The sequence below is a fragment of the Actinoplanes sichuanensis genome, assembly GCF_033097365.1.
Classification (GTDB): Bacteria; Actinomycetota; Actinomycetes; order Mycobacteriales; family Micromonosporaceae; genus Actinoplanes; species Actinoplanes sichuanensis.
Genome location: NZ_AP028461.1, coordinates 6,607,563 through 6,627,088, shown reverse-complemented (window position 1 = coordinate 6,627,088; position 19,526 = coordinate 6,607,563). Strand labels below are relative to the sequence as shown.

17 protein-coding genes and 1 pseudogene are annotated in these 19,526 nt (G+C 71.7%); 16 read left to right on the top strand and 2 right to left on the bottom strand.

Translation table 11 applies throughout. From position 1 onward, the window contains the following. The first annotated feature begins 69 nt into the window (after positions 1–69). From Q0Z83_RS30640 to Q0Z83_RS30610, 7 genes are all read left to right on the top strand, one after another. Positions 70–231, top strand: a complete 162-nt coding sequence (locus tag Q0Z83_RS30640) for a hypothetical protein (RefSeq protein ID WP_317786709.1) — start codon at positions 70–72, stop codon at positions 229–231. Next, complete coding sequence (locus Q0Z83_RS30635; RefSeq protein ID WP_317786708.1) at positions 182–2,095, top strand: hypothetical protein; 1,914 nt, start codon at positions 182–184, stop codon at positions 2,093–2,095. Before Q0Z83_RS30640 ends, Q0Z83_RS30635 begins: the two co-directional genes overlap by 50 nt. A 689-nt stretch (positions 2,096–2,784) precedes the next feature. Continuing rightward, positions 2,785–4,815 (top strand): bifunctional aldolase/short-chain dehydrogenase, encoded by a 2,031-nt coding sequence (locus tag Q0Z83_RS30630; RefSeq protein WP_317786707.1) that lies wholly within the window; start codon positions 2,785–2,787, stop codon positions 4,813–4,815. After that, the gene (locus Q0Z83_RS30625; RefSeq protein WP_317786706.1) at positions 4,812–6,191 is read left to right on the top strand and encodes a rhamnulokinase; all 1,380 of its coding nucleotides are present in this window, start codon (positions 4,812–4,814) and stop codon (positions 6,189–6,191) included. Before Q0Z83_RS30630 ends, Q0Z83_RS30625 begins: the two co-directional genes overlap by 4 nt. A gap of 2 nt (positions 6,192–6,193) precedes the next feature. Then, a complete protein-coding gene (locus Q0Z83_RS30620; RefSeq protein ID WP_317786705.1) occupies positions 6,194–6,928 on the top strand; it encodes a (Fe-S)-binding protein in 735 nt (244 codons plus the stop codon). Further along, the gene (locus Q0Z83_RS30615) at positions 6,925–8,508 is read left to right on the top strand and encodes a lactate utilization protein B (RefSeq protein WP_317786704.1); all 1,584 of its coding nucleotides are present in this window, start codon (positions 6,925–6,927) and stop codon (positions 8,506–8,508) included. Before Q0Z83_RS30620 ends, Q0Z83_RS30615 begins: the two co-directional genes overlap by 4 nt. Beyond that, entirely contained in the window at positions 8,505–9,104 is a 600-nt protein-coding gene (locus tag Q0Z83_RS30610; RefSeq protein ID WP_317786703.1) for a LutC/YkgG family protein, read from the top strand. Before Q0Z83_RS30615 ends, Q0Z83_RS30610 begins: the two co-directional genes overlap by 4 nt. 16 nt (positions 9,105–9,120) lie before the next feature. Here the strand turns inward: Q0Z83_RS30610 and Q0Z83_RS30605 are convergent. Beyond that, positions 9,121–9,460 (bottom strand): annotated as a pseudogene (locus Q0Z83_RS30605) (inositol monophosphatase family protein); the annotation flags it as partial. A gap of 155 nt (positions 9,461–9,615) precedes the next feature. Between Q0Z83_RS30605 and Q0Z83_RS30600 the strand changes: the two are divergent. The 3 genes from Q0Z83_RS30600 (at position 9,616) to Q0Z83_RS30590 (ending at position 12,107) form a co-directional block, all read left to right on the top strand. Further along, a complete protein-coding gene (locus Q0Z83_RS30600) occupies positions 9,616–10,248 on the top strand; it encodes a PadR family transcriptional regulator (protein WP_317786702.1) in 633 nt (210 codons plus the stop codon). 138 nt (positions 10,249–10,386) lie between these two features. Further along, positions 10,387–11,334 (top strand): ABC transporter ATP-binding protein, encoded by a 948-nt coding sequence (locus Q0Z83_RS30595; RefSeq protein WP_317786701.1) that lies wholly within the window; start codon positions 10,387–10,389, stop codon positions 11,332–11,334. Then, positions 11,331–12,107 carry an ABC transporter permease gene (locus tag Q0Z83_RS30590; protein ID WP_317786700.1) on the top strand — a complete coding sequence of 259 codons (777 nt, stop codon included), beginning with the start codon at positions 11,331–11,333 and terminating at the stop codon, positions 12,105–12,107. Before Q0Z83_RS30595 ends, Q0Z83_RS30590 begins: the two co-directional genes overlap by 4 nt. A 4-nt stretch (positions 12,108–12,111) precedes the next feature. On the opposite strand, the gene Q0Z83_RS30585 is transcribed toward Q0Z83_RS30590, so the two are convergent. Further along, a complete protein-coding gene (locus Q0Z83_RS30585; RefSeq protein WP_317786699.1) occupies positions 12,112–12,471 on the bottom strand; it encodes a response regulator in 360 nt (119 codons plus the stop codon). A gap of 52 nt (positions 12,472–12,523) precedes the next feature. Between Q0Z83_RS30585 and Q0Z83_RS30580 the strand changes: the two genes are divergently transcribed. From Q0Z83_RS30580 to Q0Z83_RS30555, 6 genes are all read left to right on the top strand, one after another. Next, a complete protein-coding gene (locus Q0Z83_RS30580; protein WP_317786698.1) occupies positions 12,524–14,614 on the top strand; it encodes an ATP-binding response regulator in 2,091 nt (696 codons plus the stop codon). Positions 14,615–14,713: 99 nt separating this feature from the next. Beyond that, positions 14,714–15,868 carry an efflux RND transporter periplasmic adaptor subunit gene (locus tag Q0Z83_RS30575; protein WP_317786697.1) on the top strand — a complete coding sequence of 385 codons (1,155 nt, stop codon included), beginning with the start codon at positions 14,714–14,716 and terminating at the stop codon, positions 15,866–15,868. Positions 15,869–15,964: 96 nt separating this feature from the next. Then, entirely contained in the window at positions 15,965–17,077 is a 1,113-nt protein-coding gene (locus tag Q0Z83_RS30570) for an efflux RND transporter periplasmic adaptor subunit (RefSeq protein WP_317786696.1), read from the top strand. Next, positions 17,077–17,796 carry an ABC transporter ATP-binding protein gene (locus Q0Z83_RS30565; RefSeq protein ID WP_317786695.1) on the top strand — a complete coding sequence of 240 codons (720 nt, stop codon included), beginning with the start codon at positions 17,077–17,079 and terminating at the stop codon, positions 17,794–17,796. Before Q0Z83_RS30570 ends, Q0Z83_RS30565 begins: the two co-directional genes overlap by 1 nt. Position 17,797: 1 nt before the next feature. Then, complete coding sequence (locus Q0Z83_RS30560; RefSeq protein ID WP_317786694.1) at positions 17,798–18,970, top strand: ABC transporter permease; 1,173 nt, start codon at positions 17,798–17,800, stop codon at positions 18,968–18,970. 10 nt (positions 18,971–18,980) lie between these two features. Continuing rightward, a complete protein-coding gene (locus tag Q0Z83_RS30555; RefSeq protein ID WP_317786693.1) occupies positions 18,981–19,505 on the top strand; it encodes a hypothetical protein in 525 nt (174 codons plus the stop codon). Positions 19,506–19,526: the final 21 nt, after the last annotated feature.

The following is a 19,526-nucleotide window of genomic DNA, read 5'->3' as shown; positions in this document are numbered from 1 at the left end:
TCGGGGGCCGCCCTCCGGTCGCCGATCTTCGGGGCCGCCTCCCGGTCGCCGGATGATTAGGGTGCGTCCATGATCGACGATGAGCTCGCCGGGCTGCTGGACGACCCGGGCGCGAACCTCGACGAGATCTGGGACGCGATCTTCCCGCAGGGGGCGCTCTCGGCGGGCCACCGTCGCGGCCGTGCCGATCCTCGCTGCGGCCGCCCGGACCGCCTCGGCCCGGCGAGCTGACATCCTCTGGCTGGTCGGCATGATCGCCGACGACCGGCACGCCTACGGCGACCTGCTCCCGGACGCCCGCGCGGCGGTTGCGGCGCTTCCGTCGCCGCCCCTCGACGACCCGGACCCACGGGTCCGAGCGGCGGCGGCCTACGTCGTGGCCCGGGCCGGCGGTCCGGTCACCGCCCTGCACGACAGATTCAAACTCGAGGATGTACGGCCATCGCTCCTGCTCGCACTCGGCGAACTCGATCCGGAGGGTGCCTCCGCGCGCTTCCCCCACGACGGTCCGGCCGCCGAACGCTACGCGGCCGGGCTCGCCGTGATCCGCGCCGGCGGGATGCTCCCGATCGGGGGAGCGGACGCGGTCACGGACGCCATCGACGACGGCGTCGAACCGGACTACGCCTGGGTGACCCGCGAACCCGTCGACGAAATCGTGCTGACCGCCACCCCGACCGCCGCCGGTGACCTGGTGGCCGCCCTGGTTCGCAGTCCGGTCCCGGCCACCCGGCAGGCCGCCGCCTTCGCCGTCGCCGAACGGTCCCGCGGCCTCCGGTCCGGCACCCGGCTGGTCGCGCTGCTCTCCGGCCTGCGCGACGACCCGGACCAGGCCGTCCGCGACGAGTTGCTGGAGACACTGCGCTCCTGCGGCCGGGCAGCCGCCACCCCGTTCCGGGAATGGCTAGCCGCCATCGCCACCGGCTCCGCCGTCCCGGACATATCCGGTTCTGCCGTCTCGGCCGCGTCCGGTTCTGCCGTCTCGGCCGCGTCCGGTTCTGCCGTCTCGGCCGCACCCGGTTCCGCCGTCCCCGACACATCCGGCTCTGCCGTTTCGGCCGCGTCCGGTTCTGTCGTGCCTGACACATCCGGCTCTGCCGTTTCGGCCGCGTCCGGTTCTGTCGTTTCGGCCGCGTCCGGCTCTCTCGGCCCGGATCGTCCCGTCGCTTCGGGTGGTGGCCCCTCGGATGTCCGTCGGCGGCGCAAGGCCGTCGAGACGCTTCGGTGGCTCGGCGACCCGCGCTGGGTCGAGCTCGATCCACGCCCGCGGGCCGGTGAGCTGCGGTGGATCCCCTGCACCGCCGAGGTGCTGGCCGCCGTGCGCCGCCACCTGCGCGGCAATGACGCACTGGTGGACCTGCTCGGTGTCTGGGGACCTGAGGCGGCGGAGGCCGTACCAGATCTGATCGATCTTCTCCCGGACCTCGGATCCGTCGCCGCCGGGGCCCTGGCCCGGATCGGGCACGCCGATCCGCGGATGCAGCCGCACCTGTGGAGCCTGGCCGCCGACGGTGACCTCGCCGCGGCCGCCGCCGTCCGGCGTCTCACCGGCGACCCGCGAATGCTGCTGGAGGCACTGGCCGGCGCGTTCCGGACGGGCGAAACCGGTGGCGTTCTGGCGCAACCGATGGCCCCTGCCCGGCTGCTGCCGCTGAGCCCCCAGCCGCCGCTGAGCCCTCGGCCGCCGCTGAGCCCCCGGATGCCGCTGAGCCCTCGGCCGCCGCTGCTGGATCCCGGAGCCGATCTGTTGCCCGCCGTTCCCGCCGCCCGGACCTGGCTCATCGGGGACTCCCTGCGGACCCACGACGGACGACAGACGCAGATCCTCGCGGCCGCCACGGTGCTCGCCGCCTCCGACGGCACCGTCACCGCGGAGGACGCCACCGCGGTCCGGGACACGCTCCGTGCCCTGCTGGTACCCGGCTTCTACGGTGTCGCCGACGCGGCCGCACTGCTCGCCGGCCTCGACCCCGAACTACCGCGGCGGGTCACCGACCTGCTCCGCGACCCGGTGATCAGATCCGGCAGCGCCACCGACCTGATCTGGCTCGACGAGCTGGTCAGCGCCCGGCTCCGAGCGCACCTGACCGAATGACCCACCGCCACCGGCCGGCCACGTGCCGGGCGCTTTTGCGTTCCCTTTTTCGGCCGGCGGTCGTATCAGCGGGTCGGCGCGCTTCAGGCGGCCCCAGGTTTCGGATCTTGTGTCGGCTGGGTGTCAGGGCTGTCCCAGGGTGTCCGGAGCAGCCCTGAGGACCAGCTGGACTCGACCTTGATCGTTGCGTGTCCGGCGGTGCTCGGGTCTGTTCGGGCATCGCCGGACAGACCTGATCCGATCGGGCTGATCGGCAGCGCTGATCCCGGCGCCGTCGGACAACCCTGGGAGCCGGCCGGGATTTGATCTCGGCGGCCCTGCCCGGGCTAATCGGTTGCCTTACCGCCCGGCTGCCCACCTGCCCAGTTACCTTACCGCCCGGCTGCCCACCTGCCCGGCTGCCCACCTGCCTGCTGATTTCAGGGCCTGGCTGCCGGATATTCGGTTGAGTGGGGGGATCGGGGTGCCGGCTGTCAGGCTCTGGTCGGGCGTCGGGCGTCGGGCGTCGGGCGTCGGGCGTCGGGCGTCGGGCGTCGGGCCTCGGGCGTCGGGCCTCGGGCGTCGGGGGGTGGGGTGGGAAGAGGGCGGAGATGGCCTTGACCCGGGTTGGCGGGCGTGCGTAATCTACCGGTAACTCTGAAACGTTTCACGATCTGACGCCGAACACGACGAAGAAGAGCGGATCACCGATGACCAACCCCGCAGTCTCCGAGCTCCTCGCCCGCTCGAACCGCCTCGGTGCGGATCCGCGGACCACCAACTACGCCGGCGGGAACACGTCCGCCAAGGGGGCCGACATCGACCCGGTGACCGGGGACGCCGTCGACCTGGTGTGGGTGAAGGGCTCCGGCGGCGACCTCGGCACCCTCACCGAGAAAGGGCTGGCCGTGCTCCGGCTGGACCGGCTGCGGGCGCTGACCGGGGTCTACCCGGGGGTGGAGCGCGAGGACGAGATGGTCGCCGCCTTCGACTACTGCCTGCACGGGCGCGGGGGCGCGGCGCCGAGCATCGACACCGCGATGCACGGGCTGGTGGACGCGCCGCACGTGGACCACCTGCATCCGGACGCCGGCATCGCGATCGCCACGGCCGCCGACGGGCCGGCGTTGACCAAGGAGATCTTCGGCGACCGGGTGCTGTGGGTGGACTGGCGGCGGCCGGGCTTCCAGCTGGGCCTGGACATCGCCGCCGCGTACCGGGCGAACCCGCAGGCGATCGGCGTCATCCTGGGTGGGCACGGGATCACCGCGTGGGGCGCGACCAGCGACGAGTGCGAGGCCAACTCCAACGAGATCATCAACACGGCGGCGGCGTACATCGCCGAGCACGGGCGCAGCGAGCCGTTCGGGGCGCGGACGGTCGCCGCGTTGGAGGAGACCGCGCGACACGAGCGTGCGGCCGCGCTCTTCCCGGTGGTCCGGGGGCTGGCCTCCACCGACCGTCCCCAGGTCGGGCACTACAACGACAGTGATGTGGTGCTGGAGTTCGCCGGCAGTGAGCGGGTCGGCGAGCTGGGCGCCCTCGGCACCTCCTGCCCGGACCACTTCCTGCGCACCAAGGTGAAGCCGCTGGTTCTGGACACCGCACCGGACGCCCCGCTGGACGAGGTGATCGCCCGGCTCAAGGAGCTGCACGAGGCGTACCGGGCGGACTACCGCGGCTACTACGAGCGGCACGCCACCGCGGACAGCCCGGCGATCCGGGGTGCCGACCCGGCGATCGTGCTGGTCCCGGGCGTGGGCATGTTCTCGTTCGGAGCGAACAAGCAGACCGCCCGGGTGGCCGGCGAGTTCTATGTGAACGCGATAAACGTGATGCGCGGCGCGGAGGCGATCTCCCGATACGCGCCGATCGACGAGTCGGAGAAGTTCCGCATCGAGTACTGGGCGCTGGAGGAGGCGAAGCTGCAGCGGATGCCCAAGCCGAAGCCGCTCGCGACCCGGATCGCCCTGGTCACCGGCGCCGGTTCCGGCATCGGCCGGGCGATCGCGCTGCGGCTGGCCGCCGAGGGCGCGTGCGTGGTGGTCAGCGATCGGGACACCGAGGCGGCCGCGAACGTGGCGGCGGAGATCGGCGGCGCCGACGTGGCCGTGGCGGTGAGCCTCGACGTCACCGACGAGGACGCGGTGGCTGCCGCCGTACGGCAGGGGGTGTTGGCTTTCGGTGGTATCGATCTGGTCGTCAACAACGCCGGCCTGTCGCTGTCGAAGTCGCTGCTGGACACCACCGCCCGGGACTGGGATCTGCAGCACGACGTGATGGCCAAGGGCTCGTTCCTGGTGTCGCGGGAGACCGCGCGGGTGCTGATCGCGCAGGGTCTGGGCGGCGACATCATCTACATCTCCAGCAAGAACTCGATCTTCGCGGGACCGAACAACGTCGCCTACGGCGCCGCCAAGGCCGACCAGGCCCACCAGGTCCGTCTGCTGGCCGCCGAGCTCGGCCCGCACGGCATCCGGGTCAACGGCATCAACCCCGACGGAGTGGTACGGGGATCCGGCATCTTCGCCGGGGGATGGGGCGCCGACCGGGCGGCCGTCTACGGGGTGCCGGAGGAGAAGCTGGGCGAGTTCTACGCGCAGCGCACCCTGCTCAAGCGGGAGGTCCTGCCGGAGCACATCGCGAACGCGGTCTTCGCGATCACCGGTGGCGACCTGACCCACACGACCGGCCTGCACGTCCCCGTCGACGCGGGTGTCGCCGCGGCGTTCCTGCGATGAGCGACGCGTTCGCCGCTGTCGATCTGGGCGCGTCCAGCGGGCGCGTCGTGGTCGGCCGCTTCCACGACGGCACCCTGGACCTGGAGGTCGTGCACCGGTTCCCGAACGAGCCGGTGCGGGTCGGCGGCACCCTGCATTGGGACATCCTGTCGCTGTACCGGGGGGTGCTCGACGGACTCGCCAAAGCCGGGCCGGTCCGCAGCATCGGCATCGACTCGTGGGCCGTCGACTACGGGCTGATCGACGTCGACGGGGCGCTGCTCGGCAACCCGGTGCACTACCGGGACTCGCGCACCGACGGGATCGCCGACCGGGTCAAGGACCTCTACGGTGTCTGCGGGCTGCAGAAGCTGCCGTTCAACACGGTGTATCAGCTGCTCGCGGCGGAGCCGACGGCACAGTACGCGGCGGCCGACCGGCTCCTGATGATCCCCGACCTGCTCGCCTACTGGCTGACCGGGCAGATCGGGGCGGAGTACACCAACGCCTCGACGACCGGGCTGCTCGATGTCCGTACCCGCGAATGGTCCTTGCCGTTGATCTCCGAACTGGGGTTGCGGGCCAGGCTGTTGCCGCCGGTGCGGCACCCGGGCGACCGGATCGGCGACTTCGAGGGCACGCCGGTGATCGCGGTCGGGTCGCACGACACGGCCAGCGCGGTCGTCGCCGTCCCGGCCGAGGGTGACGATTTCGCCTACATCTCGTGCGGCACCTGGTCGCTGGTCGGCCTGGAACTCGACGAACCGGTGCTCAGCGAGGAGTCGCGCGCGGCGAACTTCACCAACGAGGGCGGCGTCGACGGCACGATCCGCTACCTGCGCAACGTCATGGGCTTGTGGCCGCTGCAGGAGTGCGTGCGCGAATGGGGTTCACCGGATCTGCCGGAACTGCTGGCCGCGGCGGCCGCCGAACCCGGCCTGGCACACGTCGTCGACCTGGACGACCCGGTGTTCCTGCCGCCCGGTGACATGGCGGGCCGGCTGCGGAAACTGGCCGGGCTGCCCGACGACGCGAGCCGCGCGACGATCGTGCGCTGCATCCTGGACAGCCTGGCGCTCGCGCAACGGCGCGCGGTGCGCCAGGCCCGGGAGCTCGCCGATCGGCAGGTCGGTGTGGTGCATCTGGTCGGCGGGGGAGCGCTGAACGAGTTGCTCTGCCAGTTGACCGCGGACGCCTGCGGACTGCCGGTGCTGGCCGGGCCGGTCGAGGCCACCGCCATCGGCAACCTGCTCGTCCAGGCCCGCGCGGCCGGAGTGGTCGAGGGTGGACTGGATGCGATGCGGGCGCTGGTGCGCGAGACTCAACAGATCGTGCGCTACGAACCGGGCGGAACACCGGCCGCCTGGGACGCCGCGGCCGCACGAGTGGGGAGGTGACCGTGCGGATCGCGTTCTTCGCCACCTGTCTGGCCGACACCCTCTTCCCGGAGGCGGCCAAGGCCACGGTGCGGCTGCTCGAACGGCTCGGGCACGAGGTGGTGTTCCCGCCCGAGCAGACCTGCTGCGGGCAGATGCACATCAACACCGGATACCAGAAGGAAGCATTACCCCTGGTCAAACGGTACGCGACGACCTTCGACCGCTACGACGTCATCGTTGTTCCGTCCGGGTCGTGCGCCGGGTCGATCCGGCACCAGCACAGTATGGTCGCGTCCGCCTACGGCGAGGCCGGGCTGGCCGCCCGCAGCGAATCGGTGGCGGCCCGCACCTACGAGCTGTCCGAGTTGCTCATCGACGTGCTGAAGATCGAGGACGTGGGGGCGTACTACCCGCACCGGGTCACCTACCACCCGACCTGTCACAGCCTGCGGATGACCCGGGTCGGTGACAAGCCGCTGCGCCTGCTGCGTCAGGTGCGCGGGCTCGACCTGGTCGAACTGCCCGCCGCCGAGCAGTGCTGCGGGTTCGGTGGCACGTTCTCGATCAAGAACGCGGAGACGTCCACCGCGATGCTCGCCGACAAGATGACCAACATCGTGTCCACCGGCGCCGACGTCTGCACCGCCGGCGACACGTCCTGCCTGATGCACATCGGCGGTGGACTGTCCCGGCTGAAGACCGGGGTGCGGACGGTTCATCTCGCCGAGATCCTGGCCTCGACGGAGTACGCATGACGACCTTCTTGGGAATGCCGGCCACGGCGCCGCGCGGGGTCGGTCATCTGCGCGGTGACCAGACCTTCCCCCGGGCGGCCCGGGACGCTCTGCAGAACTCGCAGCTGCGGCGCAACCTGCGGCACGCCACCACGACCATCCGTGGCAAGTCCGGCCGGGTGATCGCCGAGCTGCCCGACTGGCAGCTGCTGCGTGACGCCGGCTCGGGGATCAAGACCGACGTGATGTCCCGCCTTCCGGAACTCCTCGAACAGCTGGAGGAACGCGTCGTCGCCGTCGGTGGCGTGGTGCACTGGGCGGCCGACGCAAACGAGGCCAACACCATCGTCACCGAACTGGTGAAGGCGACCGGCTCGGACCGGGTCATCAAGGTCAAGTCGATGGCCACCCAGGAGATCGGCCTCAACGAGGCCCTGGAGGCGGCCGGGATCACCCCGGTCGAGACCGACCTCGCGGAACTGATCGTGCAGCTCGGCGACGACAAACCCAGCCACATCCTGGTCCCGGCCATCCACCGGAACCGGTCGGAGATCCGGGAGATCTTCCTGCGGGCCATGCCCGGGGTGGATCCGGCGCTGACCGACGACCCGCCGGTCCTGGCCGCGGCCGCCCGGCGCTACCTGCGGGAGACGTTCCTGTCGACGAGGGTGGCCGTGTCCGGGGCCAACTTCGCGATCGCCGAGACCGGCACACTCGGGGTCGTCGAATCCGAGGGCAACGGGCGGATGTGCCTGACCCTGCCGGACACCCTGATCACCGTGATGGGCATCGAGAAGGTCCTGCCGTCCTGGCGTGACCTGGAGGTCTTCCTGCAACTGCTGCCCCGGGCGTCCACCGGGGAGCGGATGAACCCGTACACGACCATGTGGACCGGGGTCACGCCCGGGGACGGGCCGCAGAACTTCCATCTCGTGCTGCTCGACAACGGGCGCAGCGCGGTCCTCGCCGACACCGTGGGGCGGTCGGCGCTGCACTGCATCCGCTGCTCGGCCTGTCTCAACGTGTGCCCGGTCTATGAGCGGACCGGTGGGCACTCGTACGGCTCGGTCTATCCGGGACCGATCGGGGCGGTGCTGTCGCCGCAGCTGACCGGGGTCGCCGACAACGCCTCACTGCCGTTCGCGTCGTCGCTCTGCGGAGCCTGCTTCGACGCCTGCCCGGTCAAGATCGACATTCCGTCGCTGCTCGTGCATCTGCGCAACCAGGTACCCCATGCGGCGGTCGAGAAGGCGGCCATGGCGGCCGCCGCGCGGATCATGGACAGCCCGCGGTGGTACGCGTCCGCGCAGCGTGCCGCCAAGATGGCCCGGATCGCCGGCCGGCGTGGACGAGGGCTGCCGCCGCCGCTGTCGGGATGGACCGCCGGTCGTGATCTGCCGGAATTCCCGAAACAGACGTTCCGCGACTGGTGGGCCCAGCGAACGGATGCCCCCGCCGCCACGCGTGCGTCCGGCTCTTCCGGTGGCCCGTCCGGCTCTTCCGGCGGCGCCGCTGCGGCTTCCGGCGGCCCGTCTGCGGGTTCCGGGGACCGGTCTGAGGCGCCGGATGGCACGCGTTCTGAACGGGAGGACGGGCGATGAGCTCGCGGGACCTCATTCTCGGGCGGGTGCGGGCCGCGCTTCGCGACGCTCCCGTGGTGCCGGAGGCGCCCCGCGACTACCGACCGGCCGGAACGAATCGGGTCGACCTCGAGATGCTCGTCGACCGGCTCGTGGACTACAAGGCCGAGGTCTACCGGGTGACCTCGGCCGAGGTGGCCGCGACCGTGTCCGGGCTGGTCGGGGCAGGCGGCGCGGTCCTCGTACCCCCTGGTCTGCCGGAAGAGTGGCGCCCGGAGGGTGCCTTCGCCGACGAGAACCTGCCGCCGGACCGGATCGCCGCCGCCGACGCCGTGCTGACCGCCGCGGCGGTGGCCGTCGCCGAGACCGGAACGATCGTGCTGGACGCCTCACCCGACCAGGGGCGGCGGATCATCACCCTGCTCCCGGACGTGCACGTGATCGTGCTGCGGCCGGCGCAGGTGGTCGCCTCGGTGCCGGACGCGATCGCCCGCCTCGATCCGACCCGGCCGCTGACCTGGATCAGCGGGCCGTCCGCGACCAGCGACATCGAACTCAACCGGGTCGAAGGCGTGCACGGCCCCCGCCACCTGCACGTCCTGCTCCTGACCGACTGACTCGGCTACCGGCGTCGGACGCCGCCACGGTCACCCTGTCGTCCACCCGCAAGGCGGCGTTCACCGAGGCCGGCATGTTGTCGACGGCGTGGTTGAGGGTGCCGCACAGCGGGTCGACGAGCCATACCCGGTCGCCGTCGCCGGTGCGCCCGCTCTCCTCACCGAGCACCTGATCGCCGGGTCGCGCGTCCCGCGAGGAGGGCGAGGATCGCCTGCTCCGCCTCGATGTCGGCGATGGTCGCGAAATCGTCCCCGTCCTCGCCGAACCGTTCCAGCGGCGAGCCGTAGCGGGCGCGGACGACGGCGGTTCCGGCCCCGGCCGCAGCGATGGCCGGTTCCCGGTCGTTGATCGACATGAATGCCCCCGACGAGGCCGGCCTGCGCGGCGGTCGGCTGTTACGCTAGTTTGCGATCAGTGTTCGCGAATGGCGGGCGGTTGAGTCGACTTGCTCGTATGGTTAATACTCGTGGGCGAGTAATCGGCGGCGAGTTCGAATCGGGAGGGGCGGCGATGGGAAAGCGTCGCAAGGTGGGCAACCTGCTCGGGTTGCACATTCTGGCCACGCTGACCCTGCAGCCGATGCATCCGTATGAGATCGCCGCTCAGTTGCGGGCCTTCGGCAAGGATCAGGACATCAAGATCCAGTGGGGCTCGCTCTACACGGTCGTGCGAAATCTGGAGAAGCACGGGTTCATCGAAGCGGCGGAGACGGTCCGGGAAGGCCGTCGGCCCGAGCGCACGGTGTATCGGCTGACCGAGGCCGGCCGGCACGAGATGACCGACTGGCTGCGCGAGCTGATCGGGCAGCCGGAGCCGGAGTACCCCCGGTTACGGTCGGCCCTGTCGGTCGCCGGAGTGCTCCCGCCGGACGAGATGATCGAGCTGATCCGCCGACGGCTGGCGGCGCTCACCGCGGAGAACCAGGCGGCCCGGGCCGCACTCGCCGCCACCCGGCGGGAGGTGCCGCGGCTCTTCCTCATCGAGGCGGAGTACGCGTTGGCCATGCGTGAGGCCGAGCAGGTCTGGCTGGCCGGCCTCGACCGGGAACTGCACGACGGGTCGGTCCCGGGGCTCGGCGCGTGGCGCCGGTTCCACGAGACCGGCGTACTGCCCGACCTCAGCGAGCTGATGGGGCCGGATTGAAACGGGCCCCGGCCGGTGCGGGAACACCGGACGGGGCCGCCACCTCACCACCGACCGCGGGAACGGTCCGGGCATCCGAGGCGTGTAGCAGCATCCAGGATATCCGGACACGGCCCGTGGAGATCAGGAGTGATCACCATGAGTCATGCCGTGACGGCTGACGATCTGCGCAAGTCCTATCCCGGCGGCGTGCGGGCCCTCGACGGGTTGAGCCTCGACGTAAGGGCCGGCGAGGTGTTCGGTCTGCTCGGGCCGAACGGTGCCGGCAAGTCCACCACCGTCAAGATCCTGACCACCCTGGCCCGGCCCGACTCCGGTACCGCCTCGGTCGCCGGCCACGACGTGCTGCGGCATCCGGAGCGGGTCCGCCGCGAGATCGGCGTGGTCGCCCAGAGGTCCGCGCTCGACCCGATGGCGAGCGGCCGGGACAACCTCACCCTTCAAGGGCGGATCTTCGGGGTACGGGGACCCGCCCTCCGTCGCCGAGTCGACGAACTCCTCGAGCGCTTCGACCTGACCGGTGCCGCCGGCCGGATCGTGCGCGGCTGGTCCGGCGGCATGCAACGGCGCCTGGACGTGGCGCTGGCGCTCGTGCACCGCCCCGGGGTGCTGTTCCTGGACGAGCCGACCACCGGGCTCGACCCCGAGGGGCGGGCCGCCATGTGGGCCGAGATCGGGCGCCTCGCCGCCGACGAGTCGATGGCGATCCTGCTCACCACCCACTACCTGGACGAGGCGGACCGGCTGGCCGGTCGGCTGGCGATCGTCGACGGTGGACGTGTCGTCGCCCACGGGACGCCCGCCCACCTCAAGGAGGAACTGCGCGGGGACGCCGTACATCTGGAATTGCGGCAACCGCCCGATGAGCCGACGGCGCGGCAGGTGATCGAGCTGGTGACCGGCTTGCGGGAGGTCGCCTTCGACGGACGGCGGCTGAGTGCGCGAGCCGACGACGGCGCCGCGGCTGTTCCGGCGGCCCTGGCCGCACTGGAGTCGGCCGGCATCGGCGTAGCGACCGTGACCGTGGCCCGGCCGTCCTTGGACGACGTGTATCTGCGGCACGCGGGACGGAGGTTCGCAGCGTGAGCACCCTTGTCCTGCACACCTGGTGGATGACCGGTCGGCGGCTGAAAGTGCTGGTCAAGCAGCCGGCGTTCGTGGTGATCCTGCTGGTTCAGCCGGCCATCTGGCTGTTCCTGTTCGGCAATCTGTTCCGTCGGGTGGTCGAGCTGCCGGGCTTCGGGGCGGCGAACTACCTCGACTACATCGTGCCCGGTGTGGTGGTGATGACCGCGGTGTCGTCGAACATGTGGGCCGGCATGGGTGTGCTCGAGGAGATCGAACGCGGCACCCTGAACCGGCTGCTCACCACCCCGGTGTCGCGGTCCGCGATCATGAACGCGGCGGTCGTCGAACAGGCGATCAGCACCGCCGTGCAGGTGCTGGCGATCATGCTGCTGGGCCTGCTGGCCGGGGCCGACTACCCGGGCGGGCCGGCCGGACTGACCGTGCTGCTGGCGTCGGCGCTGCTGCTGGGCACCGTGTTCAGCGCGCTGTCGAACACGATCGGGATGCTGGTCCGGCAGCGGGAGACCATCATCGGCATCAACACGCTGCTGCTGTTGCCGTTGACGTTCCTGTCGTCGGCGTTCATGTCCGAGGCGCTGATGCCGTCCTGGATGCGGACGATCGCCGCCGCCAACCCGGTGAACTGGGCGCTCGAAGCGTCCCGGGCGGCGATGAGCGCCGACCCGGACTGGGCCGTCGTCGCGAGCCGCTGCGGATGGCTGGCCCTGCTGGCGGCCGCGATGGTGTTCCTGTCCACCCGGACCTTCCGGGCCTACCAGAAGTCGGTGTAGCGGCTCACCGGGCCAGGGCCTCGACCCGACGGACGAGGTCCTGGGCGGTGAACGGTCTCGACAGGTAGTCGTCGGCACCCGCGTCGAAGGCGGCGGCCGCCTCCAGCCAGCGGCCCCGCTCGGTGATCAGCAGGATCGGGACGTCGGCGGTGTCCTCGGCCGAGCGCAGCGCGTGGCAGAGGTCGGAGGCGGTCATGTCCCGGCCGGTGGCGAGCACCGCGCAGTCCGGCCGGTGGGCGTGGGCGGCACGGAGGGCGGCCTGGGCGGTGTTGCGCGTGGACACCTCCAGGCCGGCCGACGTGAGAACGGTTTCGATGATGCGCAGCAGGGTCGGATCGTCGTCGACCACGAGAACCGAAGTCACCCTCACCCCAAATCGTCCCCGGCGGCGTTGATCACTCCCTACAGTAAGGGCCGTGCCGGAGGTCGGGGACCGGATCTGGAGCGTCAGGCGCCTGGTGCGCGTGGCGATGTCACTGACGCTGACCGCGGTCGCCGTGGTGGCGGCCACCGGGTTCCTCCGCAACAGCGAGAGCCTGGACGCCCACGCCGAGTTGCAGCGGTCCGGCGAGATCATGGACCGGATCATCGCGCTGCGTACCCCGGCGCCCGCGGATGCCGTCCGTTTCCAGATCGACGAGCTGGGCCGCCTGGCCGGTGCCGACCCGGTCCACCGGGAACTGCTCCAGCGGATCGACCCGGCCGCCGACCTCAGCGTCCTCCGGGCCGCCGCCGACGAGATGCTGGACCACGAGCAGACCCGGTTGGACCGCCGGATCGGGGACAGTGGCGCGGTCGCCCGCAACAGCCGCTGGATGATCGTCTGGGTCGCGGTCCTGATGTCGGTGCTGGTCCTGATCGTGGGCCGGCGGCTGGAACGCCACTTCACCGCGGCCGCCGACCGGATGGCCGCCGCCACCCGCCGCGCCCGGGCCGGTGATCTGACCCATCCCGCCGTCGTCGACGGCCCCCGCGAACTCGCCGAGATGACCACCGTCTTCAACGAGTCGATGGCCGAGCTGGCCGAGGCGCGCGACGAGGCGAACGCGGCGACCACGGCGGGCGCGGCGTTCCTGGACGCGATGAGCCACGAGGTCCGTGCGCCGATGACCGCGCTGACCGGGATGACGAGGCTGCTCCTGGAGACCGGCCTCGACGACAGGCAGCGCGAACTCGTCACGACGGTCCACGACAGCGGGGCCACGCTGCTCACCGTCGTCGACGACCTGCTGGACCTGGCCCGCATCGAGACGGGTGACCTGCCGCTGGAGCGCCGCCCGTTCTCGCTGCGCGACTGTGTGCGCCGGGCCATGGATCCGGTGGCCGACGCGGCCGCGGCGAAGGGCCTGCACCTGGCCGCGCACCTGGGTACCGGCTGTCCGGAACGGGTCCGCGGCGACGACGCGCGGGTCCGCCGGATCCTGACCGCCCTGTTGCGGCAGGCGGTCGAGTCGACGGAGCACGGGTCGGTCACGGTGAGCGTCTCCGCTCACTCCCGGTCGGACGGCGTGGAGGTCCACTTCTCGGTCCGGGACACCGGACTGGGTGTGCCGGCGGAACATCGGCCGGATCCGGGTGGCCGGCTGGCCCGCTGTCTCGCCGCGTCGATGGGCGGCGGCGTCACCGTGGAGGACCGGCCCGGGCAGGGGACCACGGTCACCGTCACCGTGCTGCTGGGCGAGGCGCACCAGCCGGACCGGTTCGGGCGGTCGCCGGTCATCGGCCGCAAACAGCAGCTGCTGGTGCTGGTGGCCGAGGACGACCCGGTGGATCAGCGGCTGACCAGGCGCCTGCTGGAACGCCGCGGCCACCGGGTGGTCACCGTCGCCGACGGGGAGGCCGCGGTCGAGGCGGTCCTGCGCGACCGGTACGACCTGGTCCTGCTCGGCTGCGGGCTGCTCGTGCTGGACGGGCCGACGGCGGTCCGGCTGATCCACGCCGACCCGCCGGTGCACGGTGTGCCGCGGATCATCGCGATCTGCCCGGACTCCGAGGAGAAGGACGACTTCGTCACCGCCGGTGCGGACGGGATCCTGGCCCGCCCGGTGGACGCCGGGGACCTCGACGTGGTGCTGGCGACGGCGGCCGCGTACGCCGATGTCCGGCTGGCCGGTGCCGGGCCGCTGCCCGGACCGGACGACGGCGAACCCGCGATGATCCGTGCCTGTGTCGACGTGATCGCCGGCCCGGACGCCGATCCGGCGGACCGCCGCCGGCTAGCCGAGATCCTGCACAACTTCGCCGACCGCCTGCCCGGTCTGCTGGAACGCATGGACCGGGCCGCGGCCACCGGCGACACCCGCAACCTGGCCCGCCTCGCGCACGGTCTGAAGGCGTCCTCGGCGACGCTCGGCGCCAACCGGTTCGCCGCGCTCTGTGCCGAGCTCGAGGACCGCGCCCACCGTGACCCGGCCACCGTCGACGTGCTCCACGACCTGCACGCACGGGCCCACGAGATCAGCGAGACGATGGAGACCATCTCCCGGCAGCTCACCCGGGCCTCCTGAGCCCCACAGGTCTTGCAGATTTCGGCCGCCGACCCGGCATGAACAGTAACAATCACGTTCGTGAGCAATGAAACGGGGCAAAGCGCGAGTAAGCGGCGTATGCGGTGGACCGGTGCCGCGATCGTCGTCAGCGGGGCCGTCGTCGGAGGCGTGATCGGGGCCCTCAACCGGGACGGCGTCGACCAACCGGCGGCGATCGTGGTGGCGGTCGCCGACCGCGGCGCGGTCACTCTGGACGTGGCGACGATCGGCACCGTCGAACCGGCCACCACCCGGAGCCTGACCTTCGCCCTGTCCGGAACCGTGGCCTCGGTGCACGTCCGGGCGGGCAACAAGGTCAGCAAGGGCCAGAAGCTCGCCGCACTGGACACCACGGACGCCGCCGACGCTCTCGCCGACGCCCGGACCGCTCTCGCCGAGGCCCGCGACCGGCTCAGTGACTCCCGGACCGTCGCCGCCCGGGCCACCGCGAGCGCCACCGCCTGCGCCCGGCCCGGAAAGACGGTGGAGCCGGCGGCGGTGCCGGAGATCCAGCTGCCCGTCATCGAGCCGATGGCCGTGGAGCCGGCGCCGAGCGCGGAGCCGGCGATCCGGGGGCGGGCGGCCACCCCGTGCGCGACCCACGGCTACCCGGACACCGGCAGCGACCAGGTGCTCACCGCGGAACAGCAGGTCAACCGAGCCGAGCGCGCGGTCGAGACGGCGCAGCGGGCCCTGGACGGCACGGTCATCACCGCCCCGATCGCCGGGACCGTGGTCGCCGTCGAGGGCAAGGTCGGCGACCAGGTTCGGACCGGGTCGACCTTCGTCAGCCTGGCCGACACGTACACGATGCAGGTCCGCGCCGACTTCCCGGAGGCCGATGCGGGAGCCCTGACCGCCGGGCAGGGCGCGACGGTGAGCCTGGCCGACTCCGACGACACGTACCAGGCCGAGGTGGTCCAGGTCGATCCGGCCGGCACCTCGGACGGCACCCTGGTCCGCTACGGCGTGCTGCTCAGCTTCGCCGATTCGCCGTCCGACCTGCTCGTCGGGCAGAGCGCCCAGGTACAGGTGCGCACCGGTGAGGTGGCCGACGCGCTACGGGTGCCGTCGACGGCGGTGCACGACGTGTCCGGCGGATCGGGCACCGTGCTGGTGCGGGCGGCCAACCGGTCGGAGGAACGCGTTGTGGCAGTCGGGCTCCGCGGGGACCGATACACCGAGATAACCGGCGGACTGGAGCAGGGCGACCAGGTGGTGCGTTCCTGGTAGCGACCGGGTTGTTGATGGCGAGGGTGGGCGAGGGTGGCCGAGGGTGATTGCTGGAAGACAGCACGCCACGAACCGGCCGGAAGGCATGATGACGGTGTGAATGCGCTGCGTCGTCCCAGCACGGCCGTGAACGCCCTGCTGGCCCTCCTGATCGTCGGTGCCGGTTTCTGGGGCTGGGCCCTGCTGCGGGACACCTCGGAGACGACCCGGGCCAGCGCGTCCGGCTCCCGGACGGTCACCGCCACCCAGGGCACCGTCACCCGTACCGTGTCCGCGGACGGGGCGGTGGCCAGCGCCGCGACCGCCACCGCCACGTTCACCACGTCCGGTACGGTCACCGCGATCGGCGTGAAGGTCGGCCAGACGGTCACTTCGGGCGCCCTGCTGGCCCGGGTGGACGCCACCGACGCCAAACGTGACCTGGAGCTGGCTCAGGCCAACCTGGACGCGGCGCAGGACGCGCTGGAGCGGGCCGAGGACGCGGGCACCGACACCGACAACGCGTCGAATGCGGTCACCGAGGCCGAACTGGCCGTGGACGAGGCGGAGGCGTCGGTGGCCGGGACCCGGCTGACCGCGCCGATGGCCGGCACCGTGGTGGCGGTCAACGGGAGTCTCGGCGGCTCGTCGCAGGGCACCGGCGGCACCGGCGGATTCGTTGATCTCGCGGATCTCACCAAACTCCAGATCACCGCGGCGTTCTCCGAGGCGGACGCCACCGAGCTCAAGGAGGGGCAGAGCGCGACGATCGTCTGGAACGCTCTGCAGAACGCCGAGACGACAGGCACCGTGGTGGCCGTCGACCCGACCGCGACCAGCGAGAACAGTGTCGTGACGTACGGCGTGACGGTAAGCCTGCCGAACCCGCCGGACGGCGCCAAACCGGGCCAGACGGTGACCGTCTCGGTGGTCACCGGCAGCGTGGAGAACGCCGTCATGGTCAACTCGGCAGCCGTCACCACGATCGGCAACCGGCACAGCGTGACCGTCCTGGACAGCGCCGGCCGGCAGGAGGTCCGCCAGGTGCAGGTGGGCTTGGAGGGCGACGACGCCGCGCAGATCACCTCGGGCCTGGCCTCCGGTGAGCGGGTGGTGGTGCCGACCAGCACGACGACGACCACGACCACCACCGACATGCGCGGTGGCGGCAACGGCTTCCCCGGTGGTGGCGGCGCGCCCCCGGGTGGTGGCGGGAACGGCGGGCGCTGATGAGCCGGCCGGTCCTGGACGTACGGGAGATCACCAAGATCTACGGCGAGGGCGACACCGAGATCCGTGCCCTCGACGATGTCAGCCTGGCGGTCGAGCGGGGCGAGTACGTGGCGGTGATGGGTTCGTCCGGCTCCGGCAAGTCGACGTTGATGAACATCCTGGGCTGCCTGGACGTCCCCACCACGGGCACCTACCTGCTGGACGGGGTGGACGTCGGCTCGCTCAGCGACGCCCAGCTGGCCCTGGCCCGGAACCGGCTGATCGGGTTCGTCTTCCAGGCGTTCAACCTGATCCCGCGGACCAGTGCCGTGGCCAACGTGGAGCTGCCTCTCGCGTACTCCGGGATGAAGGCCGCCGAACGGCGCCGCCGGGCGATGTTCTCGCTGGATCTGGTCGGTCTCGCGGACCGGGCCGAGCACGAGCCGAGCCGGCTCTCCGGCGGCCAGCAGCAGCGGGTCGCGGTGGCTCGCGCGCTGGTCACCGAACCGGCGCTGCTACTGGCCGACGAGCCGACCGGCAACCTGGACAGTCACGCCACCGAGGAGGTGCTCGCCGTGTTCGACGACCTGAACGCGGCCGGCCGCACCATCGTGCTGATCACGCACGAGGACGAGGTGGCTGCCCGGGCCGGCCGCCTGATCAAGCTCTTCGACGGCCGGGTCACCTGCGACTCCCGGCAGGAGCCGTCCGGACGACACGCAGCGGCGGGGGTTTAGGGTGAATTCTGCGGAGATTTTGAGATTTGCTCTGCGGGGGATCGCGGCGAACAAACTGCGCTCGATCCTCACCATGCTCGGCATCCTGATCGGTGTCGCCGCCGTCATCCTGCTGGTCGCGGTCGGCAACGGCTCCGCCAAGTCGATCGCCTCCCGGATCGAGGCGCTCGGCACCAACACGCTGACCGTGATGAGCACCAGCCGCGGCAGCGGCGGCCTCACCATGCGGATCGCCGAGTCCCTCGACGACCCCGCGGTCGCGCCGGACGTGCGGTCGGTCTCCCCGGTGGTCAGCACCTCGGCCACCCTCACCTACGAGGGCGCCGAGCACGAGATCAGCTCGTTCGTCGGCACCACACCCAGCTGGTTCGCCGCCTCCAACTTCCCGGTCGCCACCGGCGCGATCTTCACCGCCGACGACGAGGCGCAGGCCCGCCGGGTGGTGGTGATCGGGCAGACCGTGGCCGAGGAGCTGTTCTCCGGCGTCGACCCGGTCGGCCGGCAGGTCACCGTCGGCGGCGCGCTGTTCACCGTGACCGGGGTGCTGGCGGAGAAGAGCTCGTCCGGGTTCCAGGATTCCAACGACACCGCGGTCGCCCCGATCGGCGCGGTCCGGCAGGTGCTCGCCGGATACGGCTCGCTCAGCTCGATCCTGGTCGAGGCGGCCGACCCGTCGATGGTCGACACCGTCCAGTCCGAGATCAGCACGATCCTCGACCGGCGACTGGACTCCGACGCGTACCGGGTGCAGAACGCCTCCCAGCTGCTGGAGACGCAGACCGAGACCGCCGACACGTTCACCACCCTGCTCGGCGCGGTGGCCGCGATCAGCCTGCTCGTCGGCGGCATCGGCATCACCAACATCATGCTGGTCACGGTCACCGAACGGACCCGGGAGATCGGCATCCGCAAAGCCCTGGGCGCGCCCCGGCGGGTGATCCTCTCCCAGTTCCTGATCGAGGCCACCCTGCTCAGTGTCATCGGCGGTGGGCTGGGCGTGGCCGCCGCGGTGATCGGCAGCCGCTTCTCGATCGTCGGGGTGCAGCCGGTGATCGTACCCAGCTCGGTCGTGCTCGCCCTGGGCGTGTCCGTACTGATCGGGCTGTTCTTCGGTGGTCTGCCCGCCGCCCGTGCCGCCCGCCTGCGCCCGATCGACGCCCTCCGCTACGAATGAGGTAGACCACGTGACTCCGACGAACCACGACACCGAGGTCCTGCCCCGCCCGTCCGGCACCCACCCGGAGCTGAACGAGGCGCTGGCCGCCGCCGCGCCCCGCCGCTGGTGGAACCGCACCACGCTGGCGCTGCTCGGCGCGGTGCTGCTGGCCGGTGGTTTCCTCGGCGGCGTGCAGGCGCACGAACGCTGGGGCACCTCGGACAGCCCCTCCGGAGTGCCGAACGGGGCCGGTATGCCCAGCGGGTTCGGGGGTTTCGGCGGTGCCGGCGGCCCGTCGCGGGGGCCCGACGGCGGCGCCCAGCCGGCCGCCGCCGGTGGGACGACCGGGACGGTCAAGATGGTCGACGGCACGACGCTCTACGTGCAGACCGCAGACGGCGGCACGGTCACGGTCCGGACCGGCGACACCACCACCGTCAAGGTCAGCCAGACGGCCACGCTGGAGAGCATCACGTCCGGTGTCCCGGTGACCGTCGAGGGCGTACCCGACTCCGAAGGCATCATCACCGCGACCACCGTCACCGCCGGCTGAAAGATCACAGGATGCCCGGCG